This window comes from Bradyrhizobium sp. B039 (assembly GCF_038965675.1).
GTDB lineage: Bacteria > Pseudomonadota > Alphaproteobacteria > Rhizobiales > Xanthobacteraceae > Bradyrhizobium > Bradyrhizobium diazoefficiens.
In genome coordinates this window covers 5613719-5640717 of the sequence record NZ_CP152416.1, presented here as the reverse complement: position 1 = coordinate 5640717, position 26999 = coordinate 5613719, and the positions used below count along the sequence as shown (strand labels likewise).

At 65.3% G+C, this 26999-nt stretch carries 31 protein-coding genes and 1 pseudogene; 19 read left to right on the top strand and 13 right to left on the bottom strand.

Annotated features, from left to right (window positions below; genetic code table 11):
* Positions 1–28: 28 nt before the first annotated feature.
* Positions 29–1354 (bottom strand): alpha/beta hydrolase, encoded by a 1326-nt coding sequence (locus tag AAFG50_RS26710; RefSeq protein ID WP_028175866.1) that lies wholly within the window; start codon positions 1352–1354, stop codon positions 29–31.
* A 328-nt stretch (positions 1355–1682) separates the two neighbouring features.
* Between AAFG50_RS26710 and AAFG50_RS26705 the strand changes: the two genes are divergently transcribed.
* Together AAFG50_RS26705 and AAFG50_RS26700 are read left to right on the top strand one after the other, a co-directional pair.
* Positions 1683–3050: an amino acid permease gene (locus AAFG50_RS26705; RefSeq protein WP_028175867.1), complete on the top strand. Its 1368-nt coding sequence runs from the start codon at positions 1683–1685 to the stop codon at positions 3048–3050.
* A 2-nt stretch (positions 3051–3052) separates the two neighbouring features.
* A complete protein-coding gene (locus AAFG50_RS26700; RefSeq protein ID WP_271551821.1) occupies positions 3053–4264 on the top strand; it encodes a hypothetical protein in 1212 nt (403 codons plus the stop codon).
* Between the two features lie 21 nt (positions 4265–4285).
* Here AAFG50_RS26700 and AAFG50_RS26695 read toward each other — a convergent pair whose 3' ends face one another.
* Together AAFG50_RS26695 and AAFG50_RS26690 are read right to left on the bottom strand one after the other, a co-directional pair.
* On the bottom strand, positions 4286–4849 hold the full coding sequence (locus tag AAFG50_RS26695; protein WP_011088278.1) for an XRE family transcriptional regulator: 564 nt from the start codon (positions 4847–4849) through the stop codon (positions 4286–4288).
* A gap of 36 nt (positions 4850–4885) precedes the next feature.
* Positions 4886–5080 carry a hypothetical protein gene (locus AAFG50_RS26690; protein ID WP_028175869.1) on the bottom strand — a complete coding sequence of 65 codons (195 nt, stop codon included), beginning with the start codon at positions 5078–5080 and terminating at the stop codon, positions 4886–4888.
* Positions 5081–5204: 124 nt separating this feature from the next.
* Here AAFG50_RS26690 and AAFG50_RS26685 point away from each other — a divergent pair, with 124 nt between their 5' ends.
* From AAFG50_RS26685 to AAFG50_RS26675, 3 genes are read left to right on the top strand one after another with little or no spacing between them, the layout of a single operon-like run.
* The gene (locus AAFG50_RS26685) at positions 5205–6518 is read left to right on the top strand and encodes an MFS transporter (protein WP_011088277.1); all 1314 of its coding nucleotides are present in this window, start codon (positions 5205–5207) and stop codon (positions 6516–6518) included.
* 38 nt (positions 6519–6556) lie between these two features.
* The gene (locus AAFG50_RS26680; RefSeq protein WP_028175870.1) at positions 6557–7078 is read left to right on the top strand and encodes an MOSC domain-containing protein; all 522 of its coding nucleotides are present in this window, start codon (positions 6557–6559) and stop codon (positions 7076–7078) included.
* On the top strand, positions 7075–8028 hold the full coding sequence (locus tag AAFG50_RS26675) for a PDR/VanB family oxidoreductase (protein WP_028175871.1): 954 nt from the start codon (positions 7075–7077) through the stop codon (positions 8026–8028). The genes AAFG50_RS26680 and AAFG50_RS26675 overlap by 4 nt, the downstream gene beginning before the upstream one ends.
* 1 nt (position 8029) lies before the next feature.
* On the opposite strand, the gene AAFG50_RS26670 is transcribed toward AAFG50_RS26675, so the two are convergent.
* Both AAFG50_RS26670 and yidD read right to left on the bottom strand, forming a co-directional pair.
* Positions 8030–8242 (bottom strand): hypothetical protein, encoded by a 213-nt coding sequence (locus tag AAFG50_RS26670; RefSeq protein WP_028175872.1) that lies wholly within the window; start codon positions 8240–8242, stop codon positions 8030–8032.
* 91 nt (positions 8243–8333) lie between these two features.
* A complete protein-coding gene (gene yidD / locus AAFG50_RS26665; protein WP_028175873.1) occupies positions 8334–8672 on the bottom strand; it encodes a membrane protein insertion efficiency factor YidD in 339 nt (112 codons plus the stop codon).
* A 248-nt stretch (positions 8673–8920) separates the two neighbouring features.
* Between yidD and AAFG50_RS26660 the strand changes: the two genes are divergently transcribed.
* Positions 8921–9820, top strand: coding sequence for a hypothetical protein (locus AAFG50_RS26660; protein ID WP_028175874.1), 900 nt, complete (start codon positions 8921–8923; stop codon positions 9818–9820).
* 117 nt (positions 9821–9937) lie between these two features.
* Here the strand turns inward: AAFG50_RS26660 and AAFG50_RS26655 are convergent, their stop codons facing one another.
* The gene (locus tag AAFG50_RS26655) at positions 9938–10393 is read right to left on the bottom strand and encodes an iron-sulfur cluster assembly scaffold protein (protein WP_011088271.1); all 456 of its coding nucleotides are present in this window, start codon (positions 10391–10393) and stop codon (positions 9938–9940) included.
* Positions 10394–10634: 241 nt separating this feature from the next.
* Here AAFG50_RS26655 and folE point away from each other — a divergent pair, with 241 nt between their 5' ends.
* From folE to AAFG50_RS26635, 4 genes are all read left to right on the top strand, one after another.
* A complete protein-coding gene (gene folE / locus AAFG50_RS26650) occupies positions 10635–11324 on the top strand; it encodes a GTP cyclohydrolase I FolE (RefSeq protein WP_011088270.1) in 690 nt (229 codons plus the stop codon).
* 27 nt (positions 11325–11351) lie between these two features.
* On the top strand, positions 11352–11774 hold the full coding sequence (hisI, locus tag AAFG50_RS26645; protein WP_028175875.1) for a phosphoribosyl-AMP cyclohydrolase: 423 nt from the start codon (positions 11352–11354) through the stop codon (positions 11772–11774).
* A 186-nt stretch (positions 11775–11960) separates the two neighbouring features.
* A complete protein-coding gene (locus AAFG50_RS26640; RefSeq protein ID WP_028175876.1) occupies positions 11961–13040 on the top strand; it encodes a transglycosylase in 1080 nt (359 codons plus the stop codon).
* A 171-nt stretch (positions 13041–13211) separates the two neighbouring features.
* Complete coding sequence (locus AAFG50_RS26635; RefSeq protein WP_028175877.1) at positions 13212–14387, top strand: DUF2336 domain-containing protein; 1176 nt, start codon at positions 13212–13214, stop codon at positions 14385–14387.
* Between the two features lie 179 nt (positions 14388–14566).
* Here the strand turns inward: AAFG50_RS26635 and AAFG50_RS26630 are convergent, their stop codons facing one another.
* The 3 genes from AAFG50_RS26630 to AAFG50_RS26620 form a co-directional block, all read right to left on the bottom strand.
* Complete coding sequence (locus AAFG50_RS26630) at positions 14567–15145, bottom strand: Hpt domain-containing protein (RefSeq protein ID WP_011088266.1); 579 nt, start codon at positions 15143–15145, stop codon at positions 14567–14569.
* Positions 15146–15172: 27 nt separating this feature from the next.
* A complete protein-coding gene (locus AAFG50_RS26625) occupies positions 15173–15718 on the bottom strand; it encodes a response regulator (RefSeq protein WP_008549760.1) in 546 nt (181 codons plus the stop codon).
* Between the two features lie 108 nt (positions 15719–15826).
* Positions 15827–16606, bottom strand: coding sequence for an NAD kinase (locus AAFG50_RS26620; RefSeq protein ID WP_028175878.1), 780 nt, complete (start codon positions 16604–16606; stop codon positions 15827–15829).
* A gap of 246 nt (positions 16607–16852) precedes the next feature.
* On the opposite strand from AAFG50_RS26620, the gene AAFG50_RS26615 reads away from it, so the two are divergent.
* Positions 16853–18415, top strand: coding sequence for a peptidase S10 (locus tag AAFG50_RS26615; RefSeq protein ID WP_028175879.1), 1563 nt, complete (start codon positions 16853–16855; stop codon positions 18413–18415).
* Here AAFG50_RS26615 and AAFG50_RS26610 read toward each other — a convergent pair.
* Both AAFG50_RS26610 and AAFG50_RS26605 read right to left on the bottom strand, forming a co-directional pair.
* Positions 18405–19790: a serine hydrolase domain-containing protein gene (locus tag AAFG50_RS26610; protein ID WP_028175880.1), complete on the bottom strand. Its 1386-nt coding sequence runs from the start codon at positions 19788–19790 to the stop codon at positions 18405–18407. The genes AAFG50_RS26615 and AAFG50_RS26610 overlap by 11 nt on opposite strands.
* A 108-nt stretch (positions 19791–19898) precedes the next feature.
* Positions 19899–20441 carry a tetratricopeptide repeat protein gene (locus AAFG50_RS26605; protein ID WP_028175881.1) on the bottom strand — a complete coding sequence of 181 codons (543 nt, stop codon included), beginning with the start codon at positions 20439–20441 and terminating at the stop codon, positions 19899–19901.
* Between the two features lie 251 nt (positions 20442–20692).
* Between AAFG50_RS26605 and AAFG50_RS26600 the strand changes: the two genes are divergently transcribed.
* The 4 genes from AAFG50_RS26600 (at position 20693) to AAFG50_RS26585 (ending at position 23178) form a co-directional block, all read left to right on the top strand.
* Entirely contained in the window at positions 20693–21061 is a 369-nt protein-coding gene (locus tag AAFG50_RS26600; protein WP_028175882.1) for a hypothetical protein, read from the top strand.
* 196 nt (positions 21062–21257) lie between these two features.
* Positions 21258–21692 (top strand): hypothetical protein, encoded by a 435-nt coding sequence (locus AAFG50_RS26595; RefSeq protein WP_186363043.1) that lies wholly within the window; start codon positions 21258–21260, stop codon positions 21690–21692.
* A 286-nt stretch (positions 21693–21978) separates the two neighbouring features.
* Positions 21979–22683 (top strand): outer membrane protein, encoded by a 705-nt coding sequence (locus AAFG50_RS26590; protein ID WP_342714012.1) that lies wholly within the window; start codon positions 21979–21981, stop codon positions 22681–22683.
* Positions 22684–22935: 252 nt separating this feature from the next.
* On the top strand, positions 22936–23178 hold the full coding sequence (locus AAFG50_RS26585) for a DUF6719 family protein (protein WP_011088257.1): 243 nt from the start codon (positions 22936–22938) through the stop codon (positions 23176–23178).
* A 21-nt stretch (positions 23179–23199) separates the two neighbouring features.
* Here AAFG50_RS26585 and AAFG50_RS26580 read toward each other — a convergent pair whose 3' ends face one another.
* The gene (locus tag AAFG50_RS26580; protein WP_011088256.1) at positions 23200–23454 is read right to left on the bottom strand and encodes a hypothetical protein; all 255 of its coding nucleotides are present in this window, start codon (positions 23452–23454) and stop codon (positions 23200–23202) included.
* Between the two features lie 305 nt (positions 23455–23759).
* A complete protein-coding gene (locus AAFG50_RS26575; RefSeq protein ID WP_028175885.1) occupies positions 23760–24149 on the bottom strand; it encodes a hypothetical protein in 390 nt (129 codons plus the stop codon).
* Positions 24150–24252: 103 nt separating this feature from the next.
* On the opposite strand from AAFG50_RS26575, the gene AAFG50_RS26570 reads away from it, so the two are divergent.
* From AAFG50_RS26570 to AAFG50_RS26555, 4 genes and pseudogenes are all read left to right on the top strand, one after another.
* On the top strand, positions 24253–24432 hold the full coding sequence (locus AAFG50_RS26570; RefSeq protein ID WP_028175886.1) for a hypothetical protein: 180 nt from the start codon (positions 24253–24255) through the stop codon (positions 24430–24432).
* A 261-nt stretch (positions 24433–24693) separates the two neighbouring features.
* Positions 24694–25213: pseudogene (locus tag AAFG50_RS26565) on the top strand (methyl-accepting chemotaxis protein); the annotation flags it as partial.
* A gap of 245 nt (positions 25214–25458) precedes the next feature.
* On the top strand, positions 25459–26178 hold the full coding sequence (locus AAFG50_RS26560) for a class I SAM-dependent methyltransferase (RefSeq protein ID WP_011088254.1): 720 nt from the start codon (positions 25459–25461) through the stop codon (positions 26176–26178).
* An 80-nt stretch (positions 26179–26258) separates the two neighbouring features.
* Positions 26259–26972: a class I SAM-dependent methyltransferase gene (locus AAFG50_RS26555; protein ID WP_028175889.1), complete on the top strand. Its 714-nt coding sequence runs from the start codon at positions 26259–26261 to the stop codon at positions 26970–26972.
* Positions 26973–26999 lie beyond the last annotated feature (27 nt).

Here is a 26999-nt window from a genome sequence, read left to right as displayed (position 1 = left end):
GGAAATACCGGCTGGCGCAATATCGGGACTATCGGTTCGATGCCGATGGAGTGGTCGCCGCCACGCGCGTCAGCGCCAGCGCCGGTGTCGCCGACATCTTCACCAGCACGTCCTTGAGCGGATACTGCGTCCACGCGCGGTTCACGTAGTCGCGATGGGTGATGCCGTCGCCGGTTTCGACGAACACCACGCTGCCGGGACGCAACGGGCCGTCCATGTCCTCGGAGACGTTGATGCCCTTCTGCCTGAGCATACTCATCAGCTCGCGGTCGCGCCGCGCCGTGTAGTGAGTGTACGAGCTGACGAAGAAGCCCGAGCGGTGGCTCGCGATCCAGGAGGCGAACTTGTCCATTTCGCCATAGACGGCGTCGAGCAGCACGACGCCGCGAACGCGGTCGCTGATGCCGCCGACCTCGAGGCTCCAGGCCGTCGGCAGGAAGCCGCCGCTATAGCCGACGATGACGATCGGCATGTTGGCGAACGCGCGCGCGCTGTTGGGATCGCTGGTGAGGCGGGCGAGGTGGCTGGCCGATTCATCCATGAAGCGCTTGAGGCCGCCCGCCTGCCAGAATTTTCCGGCGCTGGAATCGGCGGCGTCGACGGCCATCTGCGGCGCAAGCAGGATGGCATTGGCGCCGGAATCGGTAATCTGCTGCGGCACCAGCTGCCGGTCGCGCACATCGCGCTCGAGCGTCGCGCCATTGCCGTGGAAGAACACCACGATCACGCCCGGCTTGCGGGCGTCGAAATGCTCGGGCACGTGCACCAGCACGCGGCTGTCGCTGTAGGTCTCGTCCTGCCAGTAGACGCGCCCCGAATAGCTGCGGTGGCCGCGGCGGTCACCCTTGGAGATGTTGAGGAACGGCGCGTCGGAGGCAGGGTTGTTGCCGAAATAGGGGAAGGCCGACGACTTCATGCTGACGAGCGTCGTCAGGTCTTCGCGGGGCGGACGCTGGTAGGGCGCCTGCGGTGCGAGCGAAGCGACCTTGTAGGGTGCCTGCTCCGGCTGCGGCTGCTGCTGTACGGCGCGCTTGGGCGAGAAGTCCGACATCTGCCGTTGCAGGAAGCTCTCGCCCACCGAGGGAAAGCGCTCCTTGAACTGCGGGGCAGGGAAGCGATCCTCGAACGTGTCGCCGCTCGCAACTTGCGGATTGGTCTTGGCGACGACCTGGACATTGGCCTGCGAGTTGGCTGCGAGCGCCGTCGGATTCGGCGCTTGGCCGCATTGAACCAGCGTGAGCGACAGCGGCACCAAGGCTGAGATCAGGCCGATCCGGAGCGCACGACCGCGCCGATCGGACGGCGTCCGATCGGCACGAATGTCAGCTCTCGTTTTCGGAACGGCCCCGACCATCCACCCATGACCCCAAGTCATGACCACAAGCCCAGCGGCAATCTTGAGATAATTGAGCCGACTGGCGTTTAGGTGACGTTAAGTGTCCGGAGAAACTTCCCCACATCCGGAACGCTCAAAAGGACCACGCAATCGTGTCGTGATTGTGGGGATCGGAAACGGGATTCTCCGGTGTTTGCGCAGCTTTATCGCCTAGGACCGTGCTAAGAAGGTGCTTTGATACCTATTTCCCTTGCCTCATTTAACCCTTGTTAACCCTGCTTGAATTGACTGGATCAAACTGCACGATGCTTCCCACGAGACGTGAGGCCTGAGGTTAAGGACCCCGATGACGGCATCAGATGCGGGTACTGCGCCCTGGACTGGCCGGTTGACCGGAAGAGGGGCGGGTGTCTCCGTTCTGGTCGCAACCGCCATCGTCGTTGCCGACATGATCGGGGTCGGCGTCTTCACCAGCCTCGGCTTCCAGGTCAAGGACATCCCGTCCGGCTTCTCGATCCTGCTGCTGTGGAGCGTCGGCGGCATCGTCGCACTGTGCGGGGTGTTCTCCTACAGCGAGCTCGGCGCGATGTTTCCGCGCTCGAGCGGCGAATACAATTTCCTCGGCCGTGCCTATCATCCCGCCTTCGGCTTTCTCGCCGGCTGGGTCTCGGCGACGGTCGGCTTTGCCGCGCCGGTTGCACTCGCCGCGATGGCCTTCGGCGAATATGCCAAGTCGGTCGTCCCCGACCTGCCGCCGATCCCGCTCGCCATCGGCGTGGTGTGGCTGGTCTCGCTCGTGCAACTGACCGGCGTCAGGCACTCCTCGACCTTCCAGCTGATCTCGACCATCCTGAAGGTCGTGCTGATCGTCGCCTTCCTGGTCGCCGGCTTCATCATCGGCGTGCCGCAGCCGATCGCCTTCACGCCGCAGCCGGGCGACCTCGCGCATATCGTCAGCGCGCCCTTCGCGATCGGCCTCGTCTTCGTGATGTACTCGTTCTCGGGCTGGAATGCGGCGACCTATATCATCGGCGAGATGAACATGCCGCAGCAGAACCTGCCGCGCGCGCTGCTCGCGGGCACGCTGATCGTGCTCGTGCTGTATGTCTCATTGAATGCGGTGTTTCTCTACTCCACGCCGGTCGGCGCGCTCGCCGGCCAGCTCGATGTCGCCAGTGTCGCCGGCAGCGCCATCTTCGGCAGCCTAGGCGGCCGGATCGTCGGCGCCATGATCTGCGTCGGCCTGATCTCCTCGATCAGCGCGATGATGTGGATCGGTCCGCGCGTGATGATGACGATGGGGGAGGACATTCCGGCGCTGCGCGTGTTCTCGCGCAAGTCGACGAGCGGCGCGCCGGCCTATGCCATCCTGTTTCAGCTCGCGGTCGCGACCCTGCTGCTGTTCACGCGCAGTTTCGAGGCGGTGCTCGACTTCATCCAGTTCGCGCTCTTGTTCTGCTCGTTCTTCACGGTCGCCGGCGTGATCAAGCTGCGCATCACCGATCCTGACCTGCCGCGGCCCTATCGCGCCTGGGGATACCCCTTCACCCCCCTCGTTTTCCTGCTCGTGACCGCGTTCATGATGTACTACCTCTTGACCGAGCGGCCGGTGCAGTCGCTGTCGGGGATGCTCGTCATGCTCTCGGGCCTGTTGATTTATGCTGTTTTCCGCAGGCGGCCGGTCGCCGCTGGCACGTCACACAATCGCGAATAGACATGTTTCGACCCTTGAGAATTGCGGCCGTCGCTGTTGCCCTCCTGGCTGCGGCCGTCTCGTCCGTGCGGGCCGCCGACGTCACCTTCGACGACACCGCGCGTTTCCTTGCGGGCATGCAGCCATCGGCGGACTCGCCGCTGGTGGCGCTGACCAGAGACCCGTCCTGGCAGCATCACGCAAAATTCTTCGACGGCGCCTTTGCCCAGCTCGAGCAGCGGCAACTCTCGAAGATCCGCACCTGGTCCGACGTCAACCTGGCCGCGCCCAGGCCGACCATGTTCTACATGTTCAGCGGCCCGGACTTCCTCTACGCCGACGCCTTCTATTCCAAGGCCAGCACCTACGTGCTCGGTGCGCTGGAGCCGGTTGGCGCCGTGCCCGACCTGACGCGGGTGCCGCGCGGCTCGGTCGGCGCCGCGCTCTACAATGTCGAACGCTCGCTCGGCTCGATCCTGAGCTTCTCCTTCTTCATCACCAAGCAGATGAAGGTCGACCTGCACGCCAACCAGGTCAACGGCACCTTGCCGATCCTCTATGTCTTCCTCGCCCGCTCCGGCAAGACCATCCGCAACGTCGAGATGATTGCGCTCGACGACAAGGGCGGGATTCACGCGGGCAACGACAATCCGGGACCGAACGCGACGCGCGGCGTCCGCATCACCTTCGCCGGCAGCGATGGCGAAGTGCGCACGCTGTATTATTTCTCGACCGATCTCTCCAATCCCGGCGCGCGCGCGGCCGGGTTCCTGAAGTTCTGCGAGACGCTCGGGCCCGGCAACAGCCTGCTCAAGAGCGCGTCCTATCTCTTGCACTCCGGCAACTTCACCGTCGTCCGCGACTGGCTACTGGCCAACAGCGCCACCATCATCCAGGACGATTCCGGCATTCCGCTCGCGAACTACAATGCGCGGCAATGGCGGTTCTTCCCGTTCGGCCGCTACCTCGGACCGATCGCCGAATTCCCCGGCCGTTACCAGGAGCGCTATGCCGAACTGTTCGCGCGCGCCCAGCCGATCGATTTCGGCGTCGGTTATCGCTGGCGCACGCATGAATCGAATCTGCTGCTGTCGGTGAAGGTGCCGGGAAGCGACACCGCGCCGGGGGCGGAGACCACCTCGTCCGCTGAACCGACGCCAAAGCCACCGCGCCCGAAGCGGCCGCGTCCGCCCGAATCCGTCCCGCCGTCCGGGCGTTTCTTCTGGTTCCGCTAGGCTATTTGCCGAAGTCCGGGGTTACGTCGTCGCGTTCTGGGCGACAACGACCAGAACCTCCGCCTTCTGCCGGCCGAGGCTCCGGACCTCGTGCGGCGTCTCGCCCGAAAAATACAGACAATCGCCCTTGCCGAGGACGAGCTCTTCGCCGTCGAGCTTGATCGCAATTTTCCCGTTGATCACGAAGAGCAGCTCCTCGCCGGCATGCGAGGCGCGCGTCGCCGATTTGTGCGGCGGGCTGAGGAGGAACGGCTCCATCATCTTGCGGGTGCGGCCGGTTGCCAGCGGCACCACGCCAAAGGTGTCCTGGAACAGCGGGACATTGCCGCCTTCGCGGCGGAACAGCGTGTAGCGCGGCGCGGGCTCGGCGTTCGGGTCGAAGAAGTTCGCGACGTTGACCTCGAGGGCGGCGGCCATCCGCAGCAGCGCGGCGAGCGAAGGGATCTTGAGGTTGCGCTCGACCAGCGAAATGTAGCCGCGCGTGAGGTCGCTCTGCCTGGCAAGCTGGTCCAGCGTCAGGCCCTTGGCAATCCGCGCCTGGCGGATATTGGCCCCGACCGCTGTCGCTTTGCTGACGTCAAGCACGCATGAGTCTCCTGAACTGCTGATGCTTCTTTTGCATCAGATGCTGCCGAACTGCCAGCCCGGTGGCGCGCGCAGGGCAGTTCCGGGGGACGTGCAGGTGTATTCCAAAGGAAAACTATCGCGCAGAAATTTCGAGCAGCGCCGCGGATATTGTGGGCAGGCGAGCTGGTATATCGCGAAAATCAGCCGAATAATGGTGCAATTGATGCGCTCTGCCGCGATCGGCGGCATTTGCCGCATTCCGTGCCGTTGATTTCCATTAGTAAACATGATCGATTTTACCGCCGCGGCTGCCGATGGGCTCCGCGACAGAACCAACTGCTTTCCCAGGCGCCGGTACCTTTTGGAGAGATCGATGACCGTGGCAGACGACGTAACCCTGAGCGTAGCGCCGGACGAGGCGGCGAGCTTGCGACGGATCGTGTGGTCGAGCGTGATCGGCACCGCGGTCGAATGGTACGATTTCCTCATCTACGGCACGGCGACCGCGCTGGTGTTCAACAAGGTCTTCTTCGCGGCCGGCAATCCCACGCTCGCCACCATCGCCGCCTTCGGCACCTACGCGGTCGGCTTTTTGGCGCGGCCGCTGGGCGCTGCGATCTTCGGTCATTACGGCGACCGGGTCGGCCGCAAGGCGATGCTCGCGATCACGATCATGGTGATGGGCATCGGCACCTTCCTGATCGGCTTGCTTCCGACCTATCAGCAGATCGGCATCGCCGCGCCGCTGCTCCTGATCGGCCTGCGTTTCCTCCAGGGCATCGGCCTCGGCGGCGAGTGGGGCGGGGCGGTGCTGATGGTGGTGGAGAACTGCCCGACCCACCGCCGCGGCCTGCTCGGCAGCATGGTGCAGGTCGGCAATCCCATCGGCAATCTCGCCGCGATCGGCATGTTTGCGCTGGTGGCGAGCCTGCCGGAAAGCGACTTCATGGCTTACGGCTGGCGCATTCCGTTCCTGATCTCGATCCTCCTGGTCGGCGTCGGGCTCTACATCCGCCTCAACATGGAAGAGACCGCGGCCTTCCGTCAGGTCCAGGCCAAGAAGGACGTCGCAAGCATGCCGCTGGTCGAGATCTTCAGGCATCACCGCAGGCCGTTCTTCACTGCGGTTGGTCTGAAGATCTCCGAGATCGCCTATGCCAGCATCGGCGGGGTGTTCGTGATGTCCTACGCCACGGCCAATCTCGGCCTGTCGCGCACGGTGGTGCTGAACGGCGCGTTCGCCGCATCGCTGGTCGCGCTGCTCGCCATTCCCTTGTTCGGCTGGCTGTCCGACCTCGTCGGCCGCAAGACGATGTTCTATGCGAGCTGCCTGTTCTCGGCGCTGTTTGCCTTTCCGCTGTTCTGGCTGCTCAACACCCGCGATCCCGCCGTCGTCATCTGCACCATCGTGGTCGCGATCACCTTCGGCCAGATGGTGATGTTCGGCATCGGCGCGCCCTGGTACTCCGAGCTGTTCTCCGCGCGGCTGCGTTACAGCGGCGCCTCGCTCGGATTTCAGGTCGGCGCGGCCCTGAGCGGCGGGTTGACGCCGCTGATCGCGGCGTCGCTGATGGCCTGGAGCGGCGGCGCAACCTGGCCGGTCTCGCTACTGCTGATCGCCTGCGCGGCCATCACGGCAACTGCGACCACGTTCGCGCCGGAAATGGCGAACAAGGAACTGACCTGATCCCGCGGCGCGCCAACGCCTCTCACAAGGATTTTGTCATGCTCGACACGATCAGCGCCGGCTCGGCGCAGACGACAGCGCAGCTCGGCTGGACCGGCGTGGTGCGCTTCCTCCATCTCGCCCCGCGTGCGTTCCTGCCGATGCGCGCAGCGGAAACGATCACGCTCGTCGCAGGCCGGGGGATCGAGGGCGACCGCTACATGATCGGCAACGAGGAGGGGTTTTATTCGCACAAGCCCGAAGAGGGCCGGCAGGTCACCCTGTTCGAGCTCGAGACGCTGGTCGCGCTCAAGCGTGACGCCGGCATCGAGCTTGGCCCGGAGGAGCATCGGCGCAACGTCACGGTCGAAGGCGTGCCGCTGAACCATCTGGTCGGCCGCCGCTTCTGGCTCGGGGAAACCCTGCTGGAAGCAACCCGGCTGTCGGTGCCGTGCCGGCATATCGAGGAGATCACCGGCAAGGCGATCTTCGATCCCCTCATCAATCGCTCCGGCCTGAACTGCAAGATCCTGCAAGCCGGCATCGTCAAGGTCGGCGATACCGTGCGGAACGCGGCATGAAGGTGCGTCCGATCACGACGATCAAGACGATCGTCACCGGCATCGAGGAGGCGGGGGCAGGCACAAAACTGTTCACGCTGGCCGATCCCGATCGCTGGGAGCTGCCGCCCTTCAAGCCCGGCGCGCATATCGACCTGCATCTGCCGAACGGACTTGTCCGCACCTACTCACTGTGCAACGAGCCCGCCGACAATGCGCGCTATGTTGTTGCGGTCAAGCGTGAGGCTGATGGGCGTGGCGGTTCGCGCGCGCTTCATGAGGTCGGTATTGGCGACGTGATCGGCGTCTCGCTGCCGCGCGGCGGGCTCGATCCCGGTGCAGGCATTGCGCGCCATGTGTTCATTGCGGGCGGCATCGGCGTGACGCCGTTCCTGTCGATGGCGCGGCACCTCGTGCAGACGGGCGATGCCGGCTTCGTGCTGCATCTGATCGTGCGCGAGGAGGTGCCGCTCGCCGCGCATCTCGCGCCACTGATCGAAGCGGGCCGTGTCGTCGTGCACTGCACGTCCCGGATCGGGCGTCCTGATCTCGCTGCGCTCATCGGGGAGGGCGGGGCGGACACGCTGGTCGCCTGTTGCGGGCCGGAAGGCATGACTGAGGATTTCGAGCGGGTCACCGCGGGCTGGCCAGCCGCCAATGTCCATATCGAGCGTTTCGTCGCGCCGCCGCCGGTCATCGATCCCGACACAAAGCCCTTCACGCTGTCACTGGCGCGCTCGGGCGCCGAGATCCAGGTCCGCGCCGGCCAGACCATGCTGGCCGCGTTGCAGGAAGGAGGCATCGACATCGCAACCTCCTGCTGCGGGGGCATCTGCGGCGCCTGCAAGGTCGGATGGATCGAGGGCAAGCCCGTGCACCGCGACCGCATCCTGTCGCCATATGAGCGTGAGCGCTATCTCATGGTTTGCGTCGCCGGATCAGACGCGGAGCGGCTGGTGCTGGATCTCTGAGCTACCAGTGCACACTCTGGCTCGGCACGATGAACGCCGTGTTGCTGGGCGGCGTGGCCAAGCTCGTCGCCAGATACCAGCCGGAGCCGAGCACGAGCGCCAGCAGGGCGACCATGGCGAGCACATCGATTGTTCTTGGATCGTGCTCCCTTGGACTGAATTTGGGATGCGGACCAAGCCTGAAGTGAAGATGAGGGCTGATTTTCCAGCGCATTGTTGTTTCCTCCCGCGGGAGCATCAAAACAACGCGAGGAGAAAGTTCCGGTTCCACTCCGGGCAGCGATGCGCAAAGCACCGCAACAAACTTAGGGTGCGTTGACGCCGTGCCAGCGGCCGTAGCGCCAGGGCAGATACCAGCGTGCGTCTTGCGGCGCGGCGAGGGGCACGTTGTCGATGCCCGACGTGCCGAACGGATTGCAGCGAAGCAGGCGCGCGAGCGTCATCCAGCCACCCGCCCAGAGCCCGAAACGTTCGATCGCCTCGTCGCCGTAGACGGAGCAGGTCGGCAAATGCCGGCAGTTGTAGCCGACCAGCGGCGAGAGTGTATGGCGGTAGAGCCAGATCAGCGCGCGACCGAATCTGCGCGGGAGGCGAAGCGCGCCCTCGAGGGGAGTGGAGCAATGTTCGCAGGCTGAATGCTTCATGTGCGCTTTGCTGCGACGTTAAGCGAGGTGTTGCGCGGTTCCCGAGCAGGGAACAGCAAGCTGTTGTTTGCGCGCCATATTTTACGTGCTTTTTGGGAGCAGTGCAGCAAGTACCTGTGGACGATCTGTATTCCCCCGGATACCATTTTTATGACGCCCGCGTGTAGAAACATACGCCTGTATGATGGACTCAGAGGGCGCTACCGGGGATTGTTGGGGGACCTTTGGGGCTTGGGGAAGGAACCAGATTGAGACTTCTGAACTCCCTTGATCGTCGCGGCTGGTTGGTGCTTGGGGCCGCCGCATTCGGCATCGCCCTGACCGGAGCTGTCGCTACGACCGGCACCAAGGCTCACGCCGGCGCGGCCCTCGAAGAGCGCAAGCTGCCGATGAAGTTCAGCTGGGTCGCCTGCGAGCCGAACTGCCGCGGCTGGGTCAGTGCGGTTGGCATCATTACCGCCGATACGCCCAAGGATTTCGAGGAATTTTCGCGCGGGCGCCAGCTCGGCGGCGCCACTGTCGTGCTCGATTCCAGCGGTGGTTCCGTCAACGACGCGATCACGCTCGGCAGGCGCTTCCGCAATCTCGGGCTTTTGACCACGGTCGGTATCAGCGTTCAGAACCGCGGCGGGCAGTCGGCCCGTCCGGCGGTCGCGCCCGAGGCCTATTGCGAATCCATGTGCGTGTTCCTGCTGCTGGCCGGCAAGAAGCGCTACGTGCCGGACGCCGCCCATGTCCGCGTCCACCAGATCTGGATGGGCGATCGCGCCGACGATGCCAAGGCGGCGAGCTACAGCGCGCAGGACCTGATGATCGTGGAACGCGACATCGGCCGGCTCGCCAAATACACCTTCGACATGGGCGGCGCCGGCGATCTTTTGTCGCTCGCGCTCAGCGTCCCGCCCTGGGAAGATCTGCATGAGCTGGACACCGGAGAGCTCAAGCTCACCAATCTCGTGACGACGGATCTGGTGGCCGACGTGCTGCCGCATGTGGACGTCACAGCGCCGGCCATGGCGGAGCTGGCGCCGAAGACGCAGGCCAGGTTCGGTGTGGAACCGGAGCAGCCGGCCAAGTCGACCAAGACGGCGGAAGCCGTGGTGCCGACGGGTGGGGTGGCGACGCCGAGCGCGGCCTCGCCGAAGTAGGATCTTAAATCTTGGCAGTCATTCCGGGGCGCGCGTAGCGCGAACCCGGAATCTCGCGCTGTAATCTCCGGATTCCGGGATCGTCGCTTTGCGACGCCCCGGAATGACGCGGGCGGTTCAGCCCTGCGCCGTTGCCGGCTGCTTCGCCTTGGCCTCGATCTGACCGATGGCATCGACGACGGCATCGAAGGTCAGGAGCGTCGAGGCATGTCGCGCCTTGTAGTCGCGCACCGGCTCGAGGAACTTGATCTCTTCCCATTTGCCTTCAGGAGGCGCGCCGTTCTCCTTGAGCATCTTGCGAACGGTTTCGCGTAACTCACGGAGTTCGCTCGCAGTCGAGCCGACGACGTGACTTGCCATGATGGATGAGGAGGCCTGTCCGAGCGCACAGGCCTTCACGTCATGGGCGAAGTCGGTGACGGTGTCGCCGTCCATCTTGAGATCGACCTTCACGGTCGAGCCGCACAATTTGGAGTGGGCAGTCGCGGTGGCATCGGGGGCGGACAGCCGCCCGAGGCGCGGAATATTCCCGGCCAACTCGATGATCCGCTTGTTATAAATGTCGTTCAGCATGTGATGGAGTCCAACACTTCCGCACCGGATCGGCCTTGGCGGGCGCCGTCCAGGGTCCTATATAGGGTCGGAACGGGTGGAAAAACAGTCCAGCGGCCCGGCAGTGGTGATCCAGGACCACGCGGGCGACGTCAGAGATTGCGGACCTTTTTCGCCAAAACTGTAGTCTTCAGGCGTCCGGCGGCTTGCCGCCCCGTCTGCCGGTGACACTCCGGCCGCAAGGCCGTCGAACGGAGTCGATATGGACGCTACGATCAAATCCATCCGCCCGAGCAAGCCCTCCGACCGGCAGCCCGAGAGCCGCCCGGCCGAGCTTGACCCTGCCGAATTCCTCGCGGCCGCCGTCCGCGCCGACCAGCCGCGCCCCGCGCGCGCGCAGGCGGAAGCGGCGGTGAAGACGCTGCTGGCCTATATCGGCGAGAACACCGAGCGCGAGGGTCTCTTGGACACGCCGCGCCGCGTGGTCGAGGCCTTCGACGAGCTCTATCAGGGCTACCACCAGTGCCCGGCCGAGGTGCTCGACCGCACCTTTGGCGAGACCGCCGGCTATGACGACTTCGTGCTGGTGCGCGATATCGAGTTCACCTCGCAGTGCGAGCACCACATGATGCCGTTCTACGGCAAGGCGCACATCGCCTATACGCCGGTGGAGCGCGTCGTCGGCCTGTCGAAGCTTGCCCGCCTGACGGATATCTTCGCCCGTAGGCTCCAGACCCAGGAGCATCTGACGGCGCAGATTGCCGCGGCCATCGACGAGGTCCTGAAGCCCCGCGGCGTTGCCGTGCTGATCGAGGCCGAGCATACCTGCATGTCGGTGCGCGGCGTCGCCAAGCATGGCGCTTCCACGTTCACCAGCCGCTTTACCGGCATGTTCCGCGACAATCCGGCGGAGCAGGCCCGTTTCCTGTCCCTGGTGCGAGGCACGCGCTGACCTCGCGAGTTGACTGGCGAGGTTCCTGTGTCCGCTCACTCCCATGAGATCGAGGAAGGGCTATCCTTCCAGCCGCGCTTCGACGCAAGCGGCCTCGTGACCTGCGTGGCGACCGATGTCGCCACCGGCGACGTGCTCATGGTCGCCCACATGAACGACGAGGCGCTGCGCAAGACGATCGCGACCGGCGAGGCCTGGTACTTCAGCCGCTCGCGCAATGCCTTGTGGCGAAAAGGTGAGACATCGGGTCAGACCCAGCGCATGGTCGAGATGCGCACCGATTGCGACCAGGACGCGGTCTGGATCCGCGTCGAGCAGATCGGCGCGGCCTGCCACACCGGCCGCCGGTCCTGCTTCTATCGCAAGGTCGAGGCCGAGGACGGGGGAGCGAAACTGGTCTTTGTCGACGCCGACAGGCTGTTCGATCCGGACGCGGTCTACAAGAAGTAGCCCCTCTGTCATTCCGGGGCGTGCGCAGCACGAACCCGGAATCCATCGTGCGGCATCACGCGGGGTTGGATCGATTCCGGGCTCATCGCTTCGCGATGCCCCGGAATGACTCGGGGAGGGGGGCGATCCCCGAATTAACCCCGCATTAACCATACCTGTCTCACGGTGAGACGACAGGACGCCGAATTGCCGGCGTCGCTCAACGCCGCGCGGGGCGGGCACTTCATCATGTCGGTCGACAATTCCAGTGCCTCTCAGACGGCGGTTCTCGATCCGTCGCGGGCGCGTGTCGCCGGTGCGATCAAGCAGGCCTCGAACGTCAGTGGCGTCAGCTTCCAATACATGCTGACCACCGCAAAGATGGAATCGGATTTCGATCCGACGGCGGGGGCCACGACATCGTCCGCGCACGGGCTTTACCAGTTCATCGACCAGACCTGGCTCGGCACGGTGAAGGAGGCGGGGACCCAGCTCGGCTATGGCAACTACGCCGACGCCATCACCAGGACTTCGTCGGGAACCTACACCGTCGACGATCCCGTGACGAAGCGGTCGATCATGAAGCTGCGCGACGACCCGGAGGCTGCCTCGAGCATGGCGGCGGCGCTGACGCAGTCGAACAGCTTCAAGCTCACCGGTCTGCTCGGCCGCAGGCCGTCCGACAGCGAGCTCTACATGGCGCATTTCATGGGCGTCGGCGGCGCCGCAAAACTGATCGCCAATGCCGAGGACAATCCGCAAGCAGTCGGCGCGCGGCTGTTTCCCAACGCGGCATCCGCCAACCGTTCGATCTTCTACGCCAGGGATGGCCGCGCCCGCAGCGTCTCCGAAGTCTATTCGGTGCTGGACGCGCGCTACGCGAGCGCGGCAAATTCGAAGACCACGCGCAGCGCGATGGCGATGTATGGCGGCACGCCGTCGACGACGCAGGTCGCGAGTGCAAATGCCGTGCTGCCCACCACGCCGGTGATCGACAACGCCGCTTATCTCCAGACCTTTCCGGATGCGCGCGGCGTGACGCCGGTGGGTGCGACATCCTCGATGACGGTCGCGGACAACACGCCGGTCACGCCGGCATTCCGTTCGATCTATCAGCCCGGCGACAGCACGCAGCCGGTCTCGACGACGGTGCAGAAATTGTGGGGCAACAACGCCTCGCTCACCTCGGTCGCGCCCGCGACCTCGGTCGCATCGGCGACGCCGGATGTGCGGCCGCCGCAGCCGCTCGATCTCTTCAGCGATCGCAGCGGCACGTTCTCGAGCTGACATTTCGCCTTTCGCGTCCGGGGCACGTCAACAGGCCGCCTTGGTTCCCTTAACAAAACGTCAATAAAACCAGCCAGTTATGGTGAACGCTTTGTTAAGCGTCGTGGTTTATTTTGTGTTGCAGGTGACGAGCCGTCACCATTTTCGTTTGTTGTGTAAGCCGGAAGCAGCATGATTGTTCGGCAGTTCATCAATTGGATCAGGACGGCGCCCGCCGGCGAGCGGGCCGAGGCAACACGGGCACTGGCCCGGGCCTGGCTGATCTCAGACTTGTCCCATGACGATCGCGTCGCCGCCGAAGGCGCGCTTCTGATGCTGCTCGACGATCCCTCGCCGCTGGTGCGGCAGGCGATGGCCGAGGCTTTTGCGCGCAGCACGGATGCCCCGGCGGCGATCGTGCGGGCGCTGTCGGCGGACCAGCCGACCGTTGCGCTGCCCGTGCTCGAACATTCTCCGCTGCTGATCGATGCGGACCTCGTCGACATCGTCGCAACCGGCGATGACGAGGTGCAGTGCGCGGTCGCGCGCCGCATCGCGCTGCCGGTGTCGGTCTGCGCCGCGATCGCCGAAGTCGGCTGCGCGGCGGCAGCGCTCGAGCTGATCGAGAATTCCCACGCCGAGCTCGCGCCGTTCTCCTGGAACCGCATCGTCGAGCGCCACGGCCATCTCGCCGCGATCCGCGAGGCGATGCTGGTGCTGGAGGATCTGCCGGCCGCAACGCGCGCGGCGCTGGTGGCAAAGCTCTCGGAGACGCTGGCGCAATTCGTCGTCGCGCGGAACTGGCTGAGTGCCGATCGCGCCGACCGCATCACCATCGAGGCGCGCGACCGCTCCACCATCAACATCGCGGCGCGCTCGCGCGGCGAGGACATGCAGGGGCTAGTGCATCATTTGCGCGTCACCGGCCAGCTGACCGCGGGCCTGATCCTGCGCGCGCTGCTGTCGAGCAATCTCGACCTGTTCGACGCCGCGCTGGCTGAGCTCGCCGATTTGCCGCTGGCGCGCGTCACCGCGCTGCTGCACGACCGCGGCGGCAACAGCCTGCACGCGCTGCTCCGCCGCGCCGGGCTTCCCGAGGCGACGTTTGCGGCGTTCCAGGTGGCGCTCGATGCCTGCCACGAGCAGGGCTTCGTCGACAGCGACGACGGCGCGGTGCGGCTGCGCCGGCGCATGGTCGAGCGCGTGCTCACCCATTGCGAGACCGACCGCGGCGCCACCGAGCCGCTGATGGTCCTGCTCCGCCGCTTCGCCACCGAGTCTGCGCGCGAAGAGGCAAGGCTGTTCTGCGACGAGCTGGTCGCGGACGACACGGTCGATCCGGTTTACGACGATCTGATCGCCGCGTAACGAGACGCCGCAGGGTGGGCAAAGGCGCGTAGCGCCGTGCCCACCATCTCTCCACGCAGCTCATGTTGATTGGTGGGCACGCTTCGCTTTGCCCATCCTTCGTTCTGGTCGTGTCGATGGAGCAGCCTGAGGCCCCGTCATTGCTTCGCTGAGCTCGCAATGACAAGACGCGAGAGTGTTTACTCCGCCGGCACGATGCTCGGCGCCAGGATCACCTCAAGGTGCTCGGGGCGGTCGCGGTTGACGTCGGCGAGGTAGTCGTCGGCGACCTTGCGCAGGCGCCGGCTGAGCTCGGCGGAGACGCTGATGCTGTCGAGCTTGGTGTTCTCGTGCACGATGGCCAGGATGGCGTTGATATGGTGCGTGAACAGCTCGGCCGGCACCCTTTCGAGATCGGGCGCGTGCTCGATGACGCGGCACAGGCTCTCGGCGACGCCCGCCGCGGCCGGATAGCCGAATGTCGCAGCGTCGCCCTTGATGTCGTGCGCGGCGCGGAACAGCTCGTCGCGCCTGTCCTTGGTGAAGCCGTCATGGCGGATGGCGACGTAGGCGGCGGACAGGCGGTTGACCTCTGTCGTCATCCAGTCCTTGAACTCGCCGGCGAGGCCGGCGAGCGCCTGCTCGGCGCGGCTGACCGGATCGTCCAGGTCCTTTTCTTCGACACGACGCAGAACTCTGCGCAGCGGATTGGGCTGCGTGATGATTTGATGCGTGGCGAAGGCCGTGACCTCGATGTCCTTTGCGCTGTTCTTCGCCATGATACCTGCCTCGCGTGAGACGTTGCGCTAGATGGAGGAGCGGGCCTTGTCGAGCAGCGAGGGCTGCTGCAGCACCTCGTGCTTTTCGCCGACACGGCGCTCAGGGCCCATATAGGCGGAGTTGGTGTTGCGGCGCCGGTCCGGACCGAAATAGGTCTTGGTCTTGATGAAGGGCCGGGGATTGGCGACCACGTTGAGGATGCGTTGATAGAGCCCCTTGGCCGAGATCGGCTTGGCCAGGAATTCGGTGACGCCGGCATCGCGCGCGACCGTGACGCGGCGCTTCTCGGAATGGCCGGTCAGCATGATGATCGGCGCGTAAGGATTGCCCTTGGATTCCGGCTGCCGGATCATCTGCGCGAGCTCGAGCCCGTCGAAGATCGGCATCGCCCAGTCGGTGATGACGATGTCGGGCACGTAGTGGCTGTACATTTCCAGCGCCGTGGCGCCGTCCTCGGCCTCGTAGACTTCGCGCGCGCCGAAGGAATGCAGCAGCGTCCGCAGGATGCGGCGCATGTGCGGATTGTCGTCGCAGACGAGGAAGCGCAGCTTGTTGAAATCGATGCGGAACATGACGCCTGGGCCAGAGCGGTCAACCTTCGTTAACCATATCGTGGCGGGGGTTAACGAAGGGTTGCGACCGGGCGTCCCCAAGCGCCGGTCAAGCGCCGGGCAGGGGGCTCAGTACCCGAACTGCTCGCGCAAAATACGCTCTTCCAGGCTGTGGCCGGGGTCGAACAGCATGCGCATCGAGATGGTCTTGTCGGACAGCACCTCGACGCGGCGGACGTCGCGCACCTCGTCGTGGTCGGCGACCGCGGCGACGGGGCGCTTGTCGCCCTCCAGCACCTCGATCACGACATAGGCCGTGTTGGGCAGCAGCGCGCCGCGCCAGCGGCGGGGGCGGAAGGCGCTGATCGGGGTCAGCGCCAGCAGCGCGGCGTTGATCGGCAGGATCGGTCCCTGGGCGGACAGGTTGTAGGCGGTCGAGCCTGCCGGCGTCGCCACCATGATCCCGTCGGCGATCAGCTCGGGCATCCGCTCGCGCTCGTCGATCAGGATCCGCAAGCGTGCCGCCTGGTAGGTCTGACGGAACAGCGCGACCTCGTTGATGGCGTGGTGCAGGTGGACGCGGTCGTTGACGTCGGTCGCGCGCATCAGCAGCGGATTGATCTCGGACTCCTGTGCCGCCTCGAGCCGCGCACGCAAATCGTGCGTCGAGTATTCGTTCATCAGGAAGCCGACCGTGCCGCGGTGCATGCCGTAGATCGGCTTTCCCGTGTGCATGTTCTGGTGCAGCGTCTGGAGCATCAACCCGTCGCCGCCGAGCGCGACCACGATGTCGGCTTCGTTCGGGTTGCAATTGCCATAGTCGCTGGTGAGCTGGCCGAAGGCGGCCTGCGCCTCGCTGCTCGGGCTGGCGACGAAGGCGATCCGGTCGTAGCGCGCTGGCTTGGTCATGGCTTCCGGGCAGGGCCGCTGGCTCGAGTAAGTTCCGCCGGGCTCGTCTATACACCCGGGCCTGCATTGTCGAGGATGACCGCCCTTCAAGGCAAACGGGCGGCTGCCGATTCGGGACGAAATCGGGTCGTTTCGAGCCAGATCGGCCTCCTTGGGCGCCTCGAGTCCACAATCCCCCAAACCGTCGCAATTTTGCGCTAGTCTTTTGGGCTCGCCGGGCTCTCACAGCCGGCAGGGAGAGCGATCATGACCACGAGTTTGCCGAGCCGCGCGATCCTGGTGCTGGCGGTGTCGGCCTTCGCGCTTGCGGGCCTTGCGCGCGCGGACGATCCGCCGCAGCCGCGATCTGAGACGGCGGCGCCGGCCGGACAGAAAGGCGGACGCGGCGGCGGCACGCAAAGCGCGCCGCAAGCTTCGCCGTCGGCCGCCGAGCCGCACCGTCTTCCCTCGGATTCGACCACGAAGCAGACGCTCGATCTGCCCGGTCGCACGCTCAACTTCGCCGCAACCGCCGGCTCGATCCGCGTGTTCGATGGCAAGGGCGAGCCGCTGGCCGACATCGCCTACACATCCTATGAGCTCGACGGTTCAGACCGCGCGACGCGTCCCGTGACGTTCCTGTTCAACGGCGGACCCGGCGCGTCCTCGGCATGGCTGCAGTTCGGCGCTGCGGGCCCGTGGCGGCTGCCGCTCGATGGCGAAGCCCTTTCGCCATCGGCCTCGCCCGAGGTGAAGCCGAACGCGGAGACCTGGCTTGATTTCACCGATCTCGTCTTCATCGATCCCGTCGGCACCGGCTACAGCCGGTTCGTTGCGACCGGCGAGGACGCGCGCAAGTCCTTCTATTCCGTCGACGGTGACGTCAATGCGATCGCGCTGGTGATCCGCCGCTGGCTCGAGAGGCATGACCGGCTGGTCTCGCCGAAATACGTTGCAGGCGAGAGTTATGGCGGCATTCGCGGGCCGAAGGTGGTGCGCCAGCTGCAGATCCAGCACGGCGTCGGCGTCAGGGGATTGATCCTGGTGTCGCCGCTGCTCGACTTCCGAGAGTTCACCGGCACCAGCCTCCTGCAATATGTCGCAACGCTGCCGAGCTATGTGGCGGTGGCGCGCGAGGCGAAAGGACCCGTCAAGCGCGCCGATCTCGCCGACGTCGAGGCTTACGCGCGCGGCGAATTCCTGGCCGACCTCGTCAAGGGCGAGGCCGACAGGGAGGCCACCAATCGCCTTGCCGACAAGGTCGCCGAGCTCACCGGCATCGATCGGGCGGTGAGCCGCAGGCTCGCCGGCCGCTTCGACATCGGTGAATTCCGCCGCGAGTTCGACCGCAAGAACGGCAAGGTGACGGGACGCTACGATGCCTCTGTCCGCGGCCTCGATCCCTATCCGGATTCGGGCAATTCGCGTTTCGGCGATCCCTCGGGCGACGCGCTCCAGGCGCCGTTGACGAGCGCCGCGGTGGACGTCCTGACACGCAAGCTCAACTGGCGGCCGGACGGCTCCTATGAAGTCCTCAACGGCGCCGTCGAGGGGCAGTGGGATTTCGGCCGCGGCATCAACCCGCCGCAGTCGGTGTCGGATCTGCGGCAGGTCCTCGCCGCCGACGCGAAGCTGAACGTGCTGGTCGCGCATGGCCTGTTCGATCTCGCCACGCCCTATTACGGATCCAAGCGGGTGCTCGACCAGTTGCCGGCCTTCGCGACGCAGCGGATCAAGTTCGTCGTCTATCCCGGCGGCCACATGTTCTATTCGCGCGACGGCTCGCGGCAGGCGCTTCGTGGCGAGGTCGAGGGATTGATCAGGGAGTAGGCCGACGCTTGCGCGGTGGATATTGGCGTGCGATCTCGCGGGCGACGACGCTCGCAGGCTTGACGTTGGCGCCGGCGAGCCAGATGTCGCTGACCTTGCCGCGAGCATCGCGGACGCGGCGCACCGGCTCGCCATGACTTGAATGGCCGGCGGCGGCGGCAATCCTGCCGGTATCGCGGCCGGTCACCTCGATCTCGCCGGCATCCATGAACGGATTGTTGAACTGCGGGTTGGCGATGAGCACACGGTCGCCCATCGGCACGAGGTCAGTCGCGCCCCAGATCGTCCACCAGCGGCCGGTCCAGTCGCGTACGCGCCGGTCGGGTGCGCCGCGGGTCTTGAACGTTCGCAGGATCTGCATCGCGCCGTCCATCCAGAACGGCGCAGCGCCGTCGATGGAGTTGCTGATGATGCTGATCGCGAGCTCGCAGGCGGGAATGGCGCAGGTCCGCGAGATATAGCCCTGGAAGTGACCGCCATGGCCGACCCAGTCCCAGCCGTCGAGCTTGCCGGCGCCGATGCCCAAGCCGTAATAGGCCTCGAAACTCTGCGGGATACGCCAATGATGTCGTGTCATCTCGCGGCGGCTGGCGACCGACAGCACGCTCTTTCTTGCGTTGGGCGCGAGCTGCGCGAAGAAACGCGCCGTATCGGCGGCGGTGGCGGCGAAGCCCGTGGCGGACGCCATCGCGTGTGTGGGATTGTCGCCGGGGATCACGCAGCGCTCGCCCAGCGGCACTTTTCGCGTGTGACCGCGTGCGAACGCCGCACCTTTGGGGAGCGGCGCGTCCGGCTCGGTCTCGCGCAAACCCGCGGGTTCGATGATCTCGCGCTTGATCCAGGCGGTGTAGGGCTGCTTCGTCACCGCTTCGATCACGAGACCGAGCAGGCCAAAGCCGTGATTGGAATATTTGAAGCGCGTGCCGGGCTCGATCGCGGTCGGTAGCTTCAGCTCCGCGAGCAACTCGTCCGCGTTCAGATACGGACGACGATCGATGAACTGGCCGGAATCGGCGCCGTCGCGCGTCAGCCCGGCGCTGTGCGAGAGCAGTTGCGCGATCGTGGTCTCGGCGACGCGCGGATGCAGGCCGCCGACATACTGCCCAACGGAATCGTCGAGTCGGAGCTTGCGCTGCTCGCGCAGCTTCATGATGCCAGCCGAGGTAAAACTCTTGGAGTGCGAGGCGATGCGGCAGCGGTGGCGCGGCGTGAGCTTCTCGCCGGTGTCGAGATTGGCGAGGCCGAAGGCGTGCTCGGCAACGACATCGCCGCGATAGACGAAGGCGACGATCACACCAGGCTGCTGGATTGTCGTCTGCTGGAATTCGATCCAGGAGCTGATGTAGTCGATCGCGGATCGCAGCCACGTGTCCATTGCGCACCGATTTGCGAGGGAAGGATTGGTGCGCGAGGCTAGCCGAGAAAGCAGAACCGGCACAACCCCTAGGTTGTGCCGGTTCGCGTCGTTCGGAAACGGGATGGCTTAGTAGACGAGCGTCGCGCCGGTCGGCTTGTCCAGCGCCGCGGCAAGCGAGCGATACTCGGAGCTGTCGGTGCCGGCGAGCGAGGCGATCTTGTTCAGGTGATACTGCGCCTGCTCGCGGTTGCCCTGCTCGAGCTGCCAGAGGCCGTAATACTGCCAGGTGCGGACGTGGTTCGGATCGTCCTTCAGCGCCAGCTCGTAATAGACCTTCGACGACTGGTAGTCGCCGAGCTTGCGATAGGAATAGCCGATCAGATTGGCAACGTCGGCGACGTCGTCGCGCTTGAGCGACTTCAACTGATCGATCGCGCCGGTGTAGTCATGATTGTCGTAGATCGTGGTGTAGGCGGTGCGATAGGCAGCAAGGAATTTCGGATCGCTGACGGACGAGCTCTTCTTCTTGCCCTTCTTGGTCGAAGTGTCCGACTTCGGCGGCGACGAGGGCTCGTCGCTCCCCGCGGCATAGGCGCTGGTCAGCACCGGCCCGGCTGCGAGCGTCATGGAAACGAGCCCCGGCAGCAGAAGCATTGAGAGTTTGCGCATCTAAGTTCTCCCGTATGGAACGTGGCGATCCTACACGATTGCCCGAAGACCGGAACACCCAACGGGCGAAAACATTCCCGCTTCGCACGATCTATTCGCCCTGGGCAGATGACAAACTTGTCATCCAGATGAACGGAAGCCTGCAACCGGCTTCAGACTGGGTTCAGCGCGCGAGGCCTAGGCTCCCACCTACGATCGAAGGGTTGGCGAGAGGGCGCCCGCCTGAAGATCCTTCCAAGAGGAGACCAACCATGTTGAAGACCATTTCCGCAGCCTTGCTCGCAGCTTCCGTGATCGCAGCCCCGGCCTTCGCCGCCGAGGCCGGCAAGACCACCACGACCGCGCCGGTGATCAAGGCGGACCAGAGCCAGACCAAGGTGTCGAACACCGCCGCGAAACCGGATGCCGGCGTCAAGGCCGACACCAAGGCCGCCGACGTCAAGGCGGACGCCAAGGTCGACACCAAGTCGAAGACGATGAATGCGAACGCCGCGGTCACGCCTGACGAGCACAAGACCGTGCGGACGCATCGCCATCACCACAAGCATCTGTCGGCCAAGAAGTCGCTGAAGGCGCAGCCGGACGCGACCAAGCCGGTGACGACCGAGAAGCGCAGCTAACGACTGATCCCGCGCGGCGGCATCCCTGGCATTGCCCCGCCGCCGCGTGCGGAATTCAGGCCCGGTCCGCTGTCTCGGTGCCTTGCGCGAAAGCGCAAGGCACCGGCGGCGGGCCGGTGCGCCTGCAAGCGAATTCCCTTCGTGCAACCTTGGGGCTAGAACATCTCCGAGTCTGAGCGAGCGGAGAGCGTGACCTGTGGGGCGATTGGCGAAACGTGCGGTGAGCCTGCTATTGATCCTGGCATTGCCGCTGGCGCTCGCAGCGTGTTTCGGCAGCGACGGTGACCGTCCAACCCTGATGGATGGGACCCAGGCTGGAGGTCCTCAGCCTTTTCCCGACAATTTCCGCGGTGACACGCTCGCCCTGATGCGCGCCTATCTGAACAATCCGGTCGGCGTGCGCGAGGCCAGCATGGCCGAGCCGGTGTTGCGCGAGCTCGGCGGCCGGCAGTTCTACGTGAGCTGCCTGCGCTTCACGCCCCGCGAGACCGACGGCAGCTACAAGGGCATGCGCGAGCGCGCCGTCGTCTTCGTCAACGGACGGGCCGACCGTGTTCTCGATCGCGCCAGCGAGCTCTGTACCGGTGCGGTTTACGCACCCTTTCCGGAACTGGAAAAGATGATGCGGTAGCGCAAAGCCCGTCTTCATCGGCTGGTGCTAGGACTGCAGTCGCCGGAGCCGCTGGATCACATTTTGGCGAGCTTTGAACGGGGCGGGTTCGCCTTGCGACAGATTGTTACGGCAAGCCTTGCGCAGGCGACAAAACAGCCGGTGCAGGGCAACGTGACGGAACAAAATCGCGATGTTGCCACCCCGTCACAGTAGCGAACGATCAACGTTCCGGCATCGCCGCGAAGCAACCTAATTCACGCCACGTTGTTTCCTGAGTGTCGAATTTGAAAGAACGGGGATGATCATGAAAACGATCTTGCTGGGCGCAGTCGCTCTGCTTGCGCTGGCCGCGCCGGCCGCAGCGGCCGACATGCAGCCGCGCGCCTATACCAAGGCACCGGCCTATACGCCGCCGCAGGTGATCTACAACTGGACCGGGTTCTACATCGGCGGCCATGTTGGCGGCGCGTTCGCCGGCGACAGCAGCTTCCAGTCGAGCGACGCCCGCTTCCTCGGCGGTGTGCAGGGTGGCTTCGACTACCAGTTCGCGCCCAATTGGGTCGTCGGTGTCGAGGCCCAGTATTCCTGGCTGCCGACCAACAACAACGGTGTCACGTTCCCACTGGGAACGCAGGTGACGTCCAATACCGACCAGCTCGGGTCGGTGACAGGCCGGATCGGCTACACTTGGGGTCCGGCGCTGGTCTACGCCAAGGGTGGTTACGCCTGGCGCAATGGCGGCCTTGGCGTCAACGTCGCCGGCGTGCCGCAGGGCTTCACCGCCACCGGTAACAACAAGGACGGCTACACCGTCGGTGCCGGCCTCGAATACATGTTCGCGCCGAGCTGGTCGGCCAAGGCCGAGTACCAGTACTACAATTTCGGTAGCACCACCTTCACCTCCGGGCCGGCCGACATCGGCGTCCGCGGCCGGGAGGACGAGCATACCGTCAAGGTCGGTGTGAACTACCGCTTCGGCTGGGGTGGTCCGTCAGCCTCGCGCTACTGACCCGCCAGCGGCAATCGCAGTTCCGACAAAGGCCGGCTCCCGCCGGCCTTTTCGTATGCCGGCCCGTGCTGGCGGCCGGTTCTTTGCTTTGCGTGAACCATCTGGCGCGTCATTTGCAAGCAAACATTCCGGCGCGCGCCTTCTCACGCGTGTCATGGGGCTGGCGTAAAGCAAAAATAATTTTTGCCGCTTACGGAACTCGCGCTCCGGAACGCGTTATATGAGAATTATCGGGCTGGTGGGACGACGGTCATGCGTATCTTGGTGTCGGCAGCGGTGCTCGTGTGCTTCGTCGGCGGGCCGTGCACTGCTCAAACAATCCTCAAATCCGAGCCTCTGATGCTGGCACCTTACGAGGTGGCCTTCGTCAAGGACGCGTCCTGTCCGTCCGGCAAGGTGTTGAAGGTCACCGGCGCGATCCGCGGGCTGCACCGCCGCAAGGCCTGCGTGGCGCTGGCCGGCGAGCAGGCATCGCTGGCGACCGCGACGCCCTGAACCCCGGCTTCCGGCCAGACCTCACAAATTCAACTGAAGCTCTATCCTGGACTGGCGCTCGGCCTCCGCCTTGTTCGTGGCGGGGTCCTCGCCCTGCGCTGCCCGGCAGGGCTTAATCTCGTAGTCGTTGTCGAGCACACGCCGCGGCCCGGCACGGTTGTCGTCGGCGCTGACATCCACGACGAGACCGCTCCGCTGCGCCAATTTCCAGACGTCGGACTCATCAGGATAGGCCTTGCTGATCTGGGCATCGTTGCAAAACAGGGCGTAGGGCATTCTTCCCGCTCCCGGAAAGCGCGTTAACGACTTCAATGGCGAGGGGTTCCGGCCGGCGGCTGATCACGGCGCCGTGATCGCGGTGCCCGGGGTCCTTGAGTCGTAAACGAGTCCTGAATCTCCAAAAAAAGAATCCCTGGGACTCTCCGGCCGGAATCAGCGGATGTTTTCGGCCATGACGAGCGACCTGAAAACCTCCTGCGGGCACATGCTCCTGCCGCTGACAGTGGCGCTGCTCGGCGCCTGCGCAGCCAATCTCTGGCTGGTTTGGTCCTGGCTGTAGGTCGCCAGACGGACGGCCTGCCTTACTTGGCGGCCGGTGGAGGAGGGCCGCCGTCGCGGATGGCGGCGCGGACTTTTGTCAGGGTCGCCGCGCAATATTCCTCGCGCTCGCGCTCGAACCGCTCCTGATGCTTGCGGAAATTTGCGATCCTGGCCTGCATCTCGGTACGGAAATCGCCACCCGTGCGGGGCGGCGGGACCTGGACGGGCCGAGCTTGAGGGGCGGGCGGAGATACGGCCGGTGGCGGGTCGGTTTCGATCGCGATGGCCTGCACGGTCACGATTTCCGTGGTCACCGCGAATGCAGCAGGCGGGCTTTCCGGCGGATGGAGGTCATCCTTCTTGCCGGTTACCGATTGGACGAAGGCCAGTGTCTGCGCGATCAATGCGTCGCGCTCTCGGATCCACTTCATGGGCCACCCCCGTTAGGGGTACTCCACCAAAGCTCGAGGGACGAATCAAGAAGATATCCTCCGAGGGATTGCATATTTTTCCCGGTCGCCCGACAGTGGGCGCATGGATGCCGGAAAAGAGCAGGCGGATGAAGCCGAAGGATTGAGGCTCGTTCGCGCGTTCCTGTCGCTGCCGCCCGACAAGCGGGCGGAGGTGATCGCGTTCGCCGAGGAATTGGCGCGGGCCCATGGCCAGCCCGGGGAGGGCGAGGGCACGTCTCCGAAGGGCACATCCCAGAGGTGAGTGCTATCGCTCGCGCGGGTTGACGTTGGGCACGAAGGGCGCACCGACCACCCGGACCGCCGCCGGGGCTGCGGCCTCGACCGGCCTGCTGTCGGCGACCTGCCTCTCCGGAGCCTGTCCAAAGACGGGCTCGTACAGCGCAAGAGCGCCGGCTACGACGACGCAGCACAGCGTCACCGCCCCCCGGCAAGAATATGTCTCGATGGTCTGCCCTGATCCGCATGGGGCAAGAACGAGCGACGTACGTGCTTGGTTCCGCACCAGATCGGCGACGTGGCCAGGACGGTCGAAGAGTTCAAGTCCAACGGACTCGAAGTGGAGCGGCTCAAGGCGGCGCAGGCCGAAGCCGAGAAGCAGGCGGCCGAGCAGCGTCGCCGCGACATGGTCCGTGCAGTCGGTTGCTACCGCCACGGAAGAGCTGTCCTCCTCGGTCAACGAGATCAGCCTGCAGATTTCCGGCATCCAGACCGCGACCCAGGAATCGGTGAACGCGATCCGCGACATCTCCGCGACGATCGAGCGGCTCTCGGAAGCGTCCTCGACCATTCCCGCGGCGGTCGAGGAGCAGGGCGCCGCGACCCAGGAGATCTCGCGCAACGTGCAGCAGGCCGCCCACGGCACCCAGCAGGTCTCCTCGAACGTCACCGACGTGCAGCGCGGCGCGGCCGAAACCGGCTCGGCCTCCTTGCAGGTGCTCTCGACCGCAAAGATGCTGGCGACCGACAGCAACCGGCTGAAGGACGAGGTCGGAAAATTCCTCCGGACGGTGCGTGCCGCCTGAGTCCGCGCGGCGGCATCCGCCGCGCCAAGAGTCTCTATTGCGGCAGCAGCAACGCTAGCGCGATGACGAACAGCATGGCCGTCATGACGACGGCCGTAATCGCGCCGGCGGCGATCCTGGCCTTCTCTTTGGGCGTGGTAGGGCGCATCGGGTGCGCATGCTACCTGATGTTGAATTCTGATCCAATCTGTGATCAGTAGCCGTCCCCGCGGCGTTCGGCGTCCGCGCCCCTTCGAAGGCAGCCCATGACCGACGATGTCGACGACGGCTGGGCCGCGTCCGCGGCCGCCTGGATCATCGAGCAGGGTGAGGACGGCGACTACGGCCGCCGCTTCGTGCTGGATGCGCCGATGCGCGCGCGGATCGAGGGCCGCGGTTTCCGCAATGCGCTCGACGTCGGCTGCGGGGAGGGACGCTTCTGCCGCATCATGCAGCGCGCCGGCATCCGCACCACCGGCATCGATCCGACCGAGGCGCTACTCGCGCGCGCTAGGGAGCTCGACCCCCGCGGGGATTATCGGCTCGGTCGTGCCGAGACGATGGATATCGATGCGTGTTTCGATCTGGTGGTCAGCTATCTCAGCCTGATTGACATTCCCGATCTCGGTACGGCGATCGCGAAGATGGTGGGGGCGCTCCGGCCGGGCGGCACGCTGCTCATCGCCAATCTGACCAGCTTCAACACCGCGGGCCAGCCCGACGGCTGGGCACGTGACCGCAAGGGCGAGATGCGCTTCGCCATCGATCACTACATGGACGAGCGCCCGATCTGGCTGAGCTGGCGCGGCATCCGGCTCCAGAACTGGCATCGTCCGCTCGGCACCTACATGACGCTGCTGCTCGACCACGGCCTCCAGCTGCGACTGTTTGTCGAACCGGAGCCCACAAGCGGCGACCCCCGCAGAAACGACCTTCATCGCCGGGTGCCCTACTTTCACATGATGGAGTGGCAGAAGCCGGCTTGAGTGGAAAGGCCTGTGATTTCTGACGCGACGTTTCGCGTGTAGACTGCGCTCGCGATGGAATCTGGATTTGGAAGCGTCCGATGATCCCCAACCGTCCGCCCGTGCTCGCCCACGAACGCTTTGCTGCCGATCGTGACAATTTCGCGGCCCTCGATCTCGCCGCGCGGTTCGAGCGGATCGAGAAGACGAACCTGTGGGGCGCGGCCGGCTCGGTCTCGGGCCTCGGCTCGGAGGATCCCGCCACGGCCGCGATCCGGGAGGCGCTTCCTGCACTGCTGCAACGGCTCGGCGCGCGCTCGCTGCTCGATGCGCCCTGCGGCGATGCGGGCTGGATCGGCCGCATGAAGCTCGATCTCGACTACACCGGCATCGACATCGTGCCGTCGCTGATCGAGGCCAATAGCGAGCGCGCGGCACGAGGTGAACTGGCCGGCCGCTTCCGCGTCGCGGACATCACGCGCGATACGCTGCCGGCGGCCGACTTGATCCTGTGCCGCGACTGCCTGGTTCATTTGAGCTTCGACAACATCGCTCGCGCCGTCACGAACTTTCGTGCGAGCGGCGCGCGCTTCCTGCTGGTCACGACGTTTCCCGAATGGGATGCAAATCGCGACTGCGAGGACGGCGACTGGCGCGCGCTGAACATGGCGACGGCGCCGTTCAACTGGCCGGCGCCGCGCGAACTGATCAACGAGCGCTGCGAGGAGGGCGGCGGTGGCTGGCGCGACAAGAGCCTCGGGCTCTGGCGGCTGGATGAATTGCCCGATCGCATCCGCATTGCCACGGGGATGTGACGGACGCACGCGGGACGCCCGTTGCCT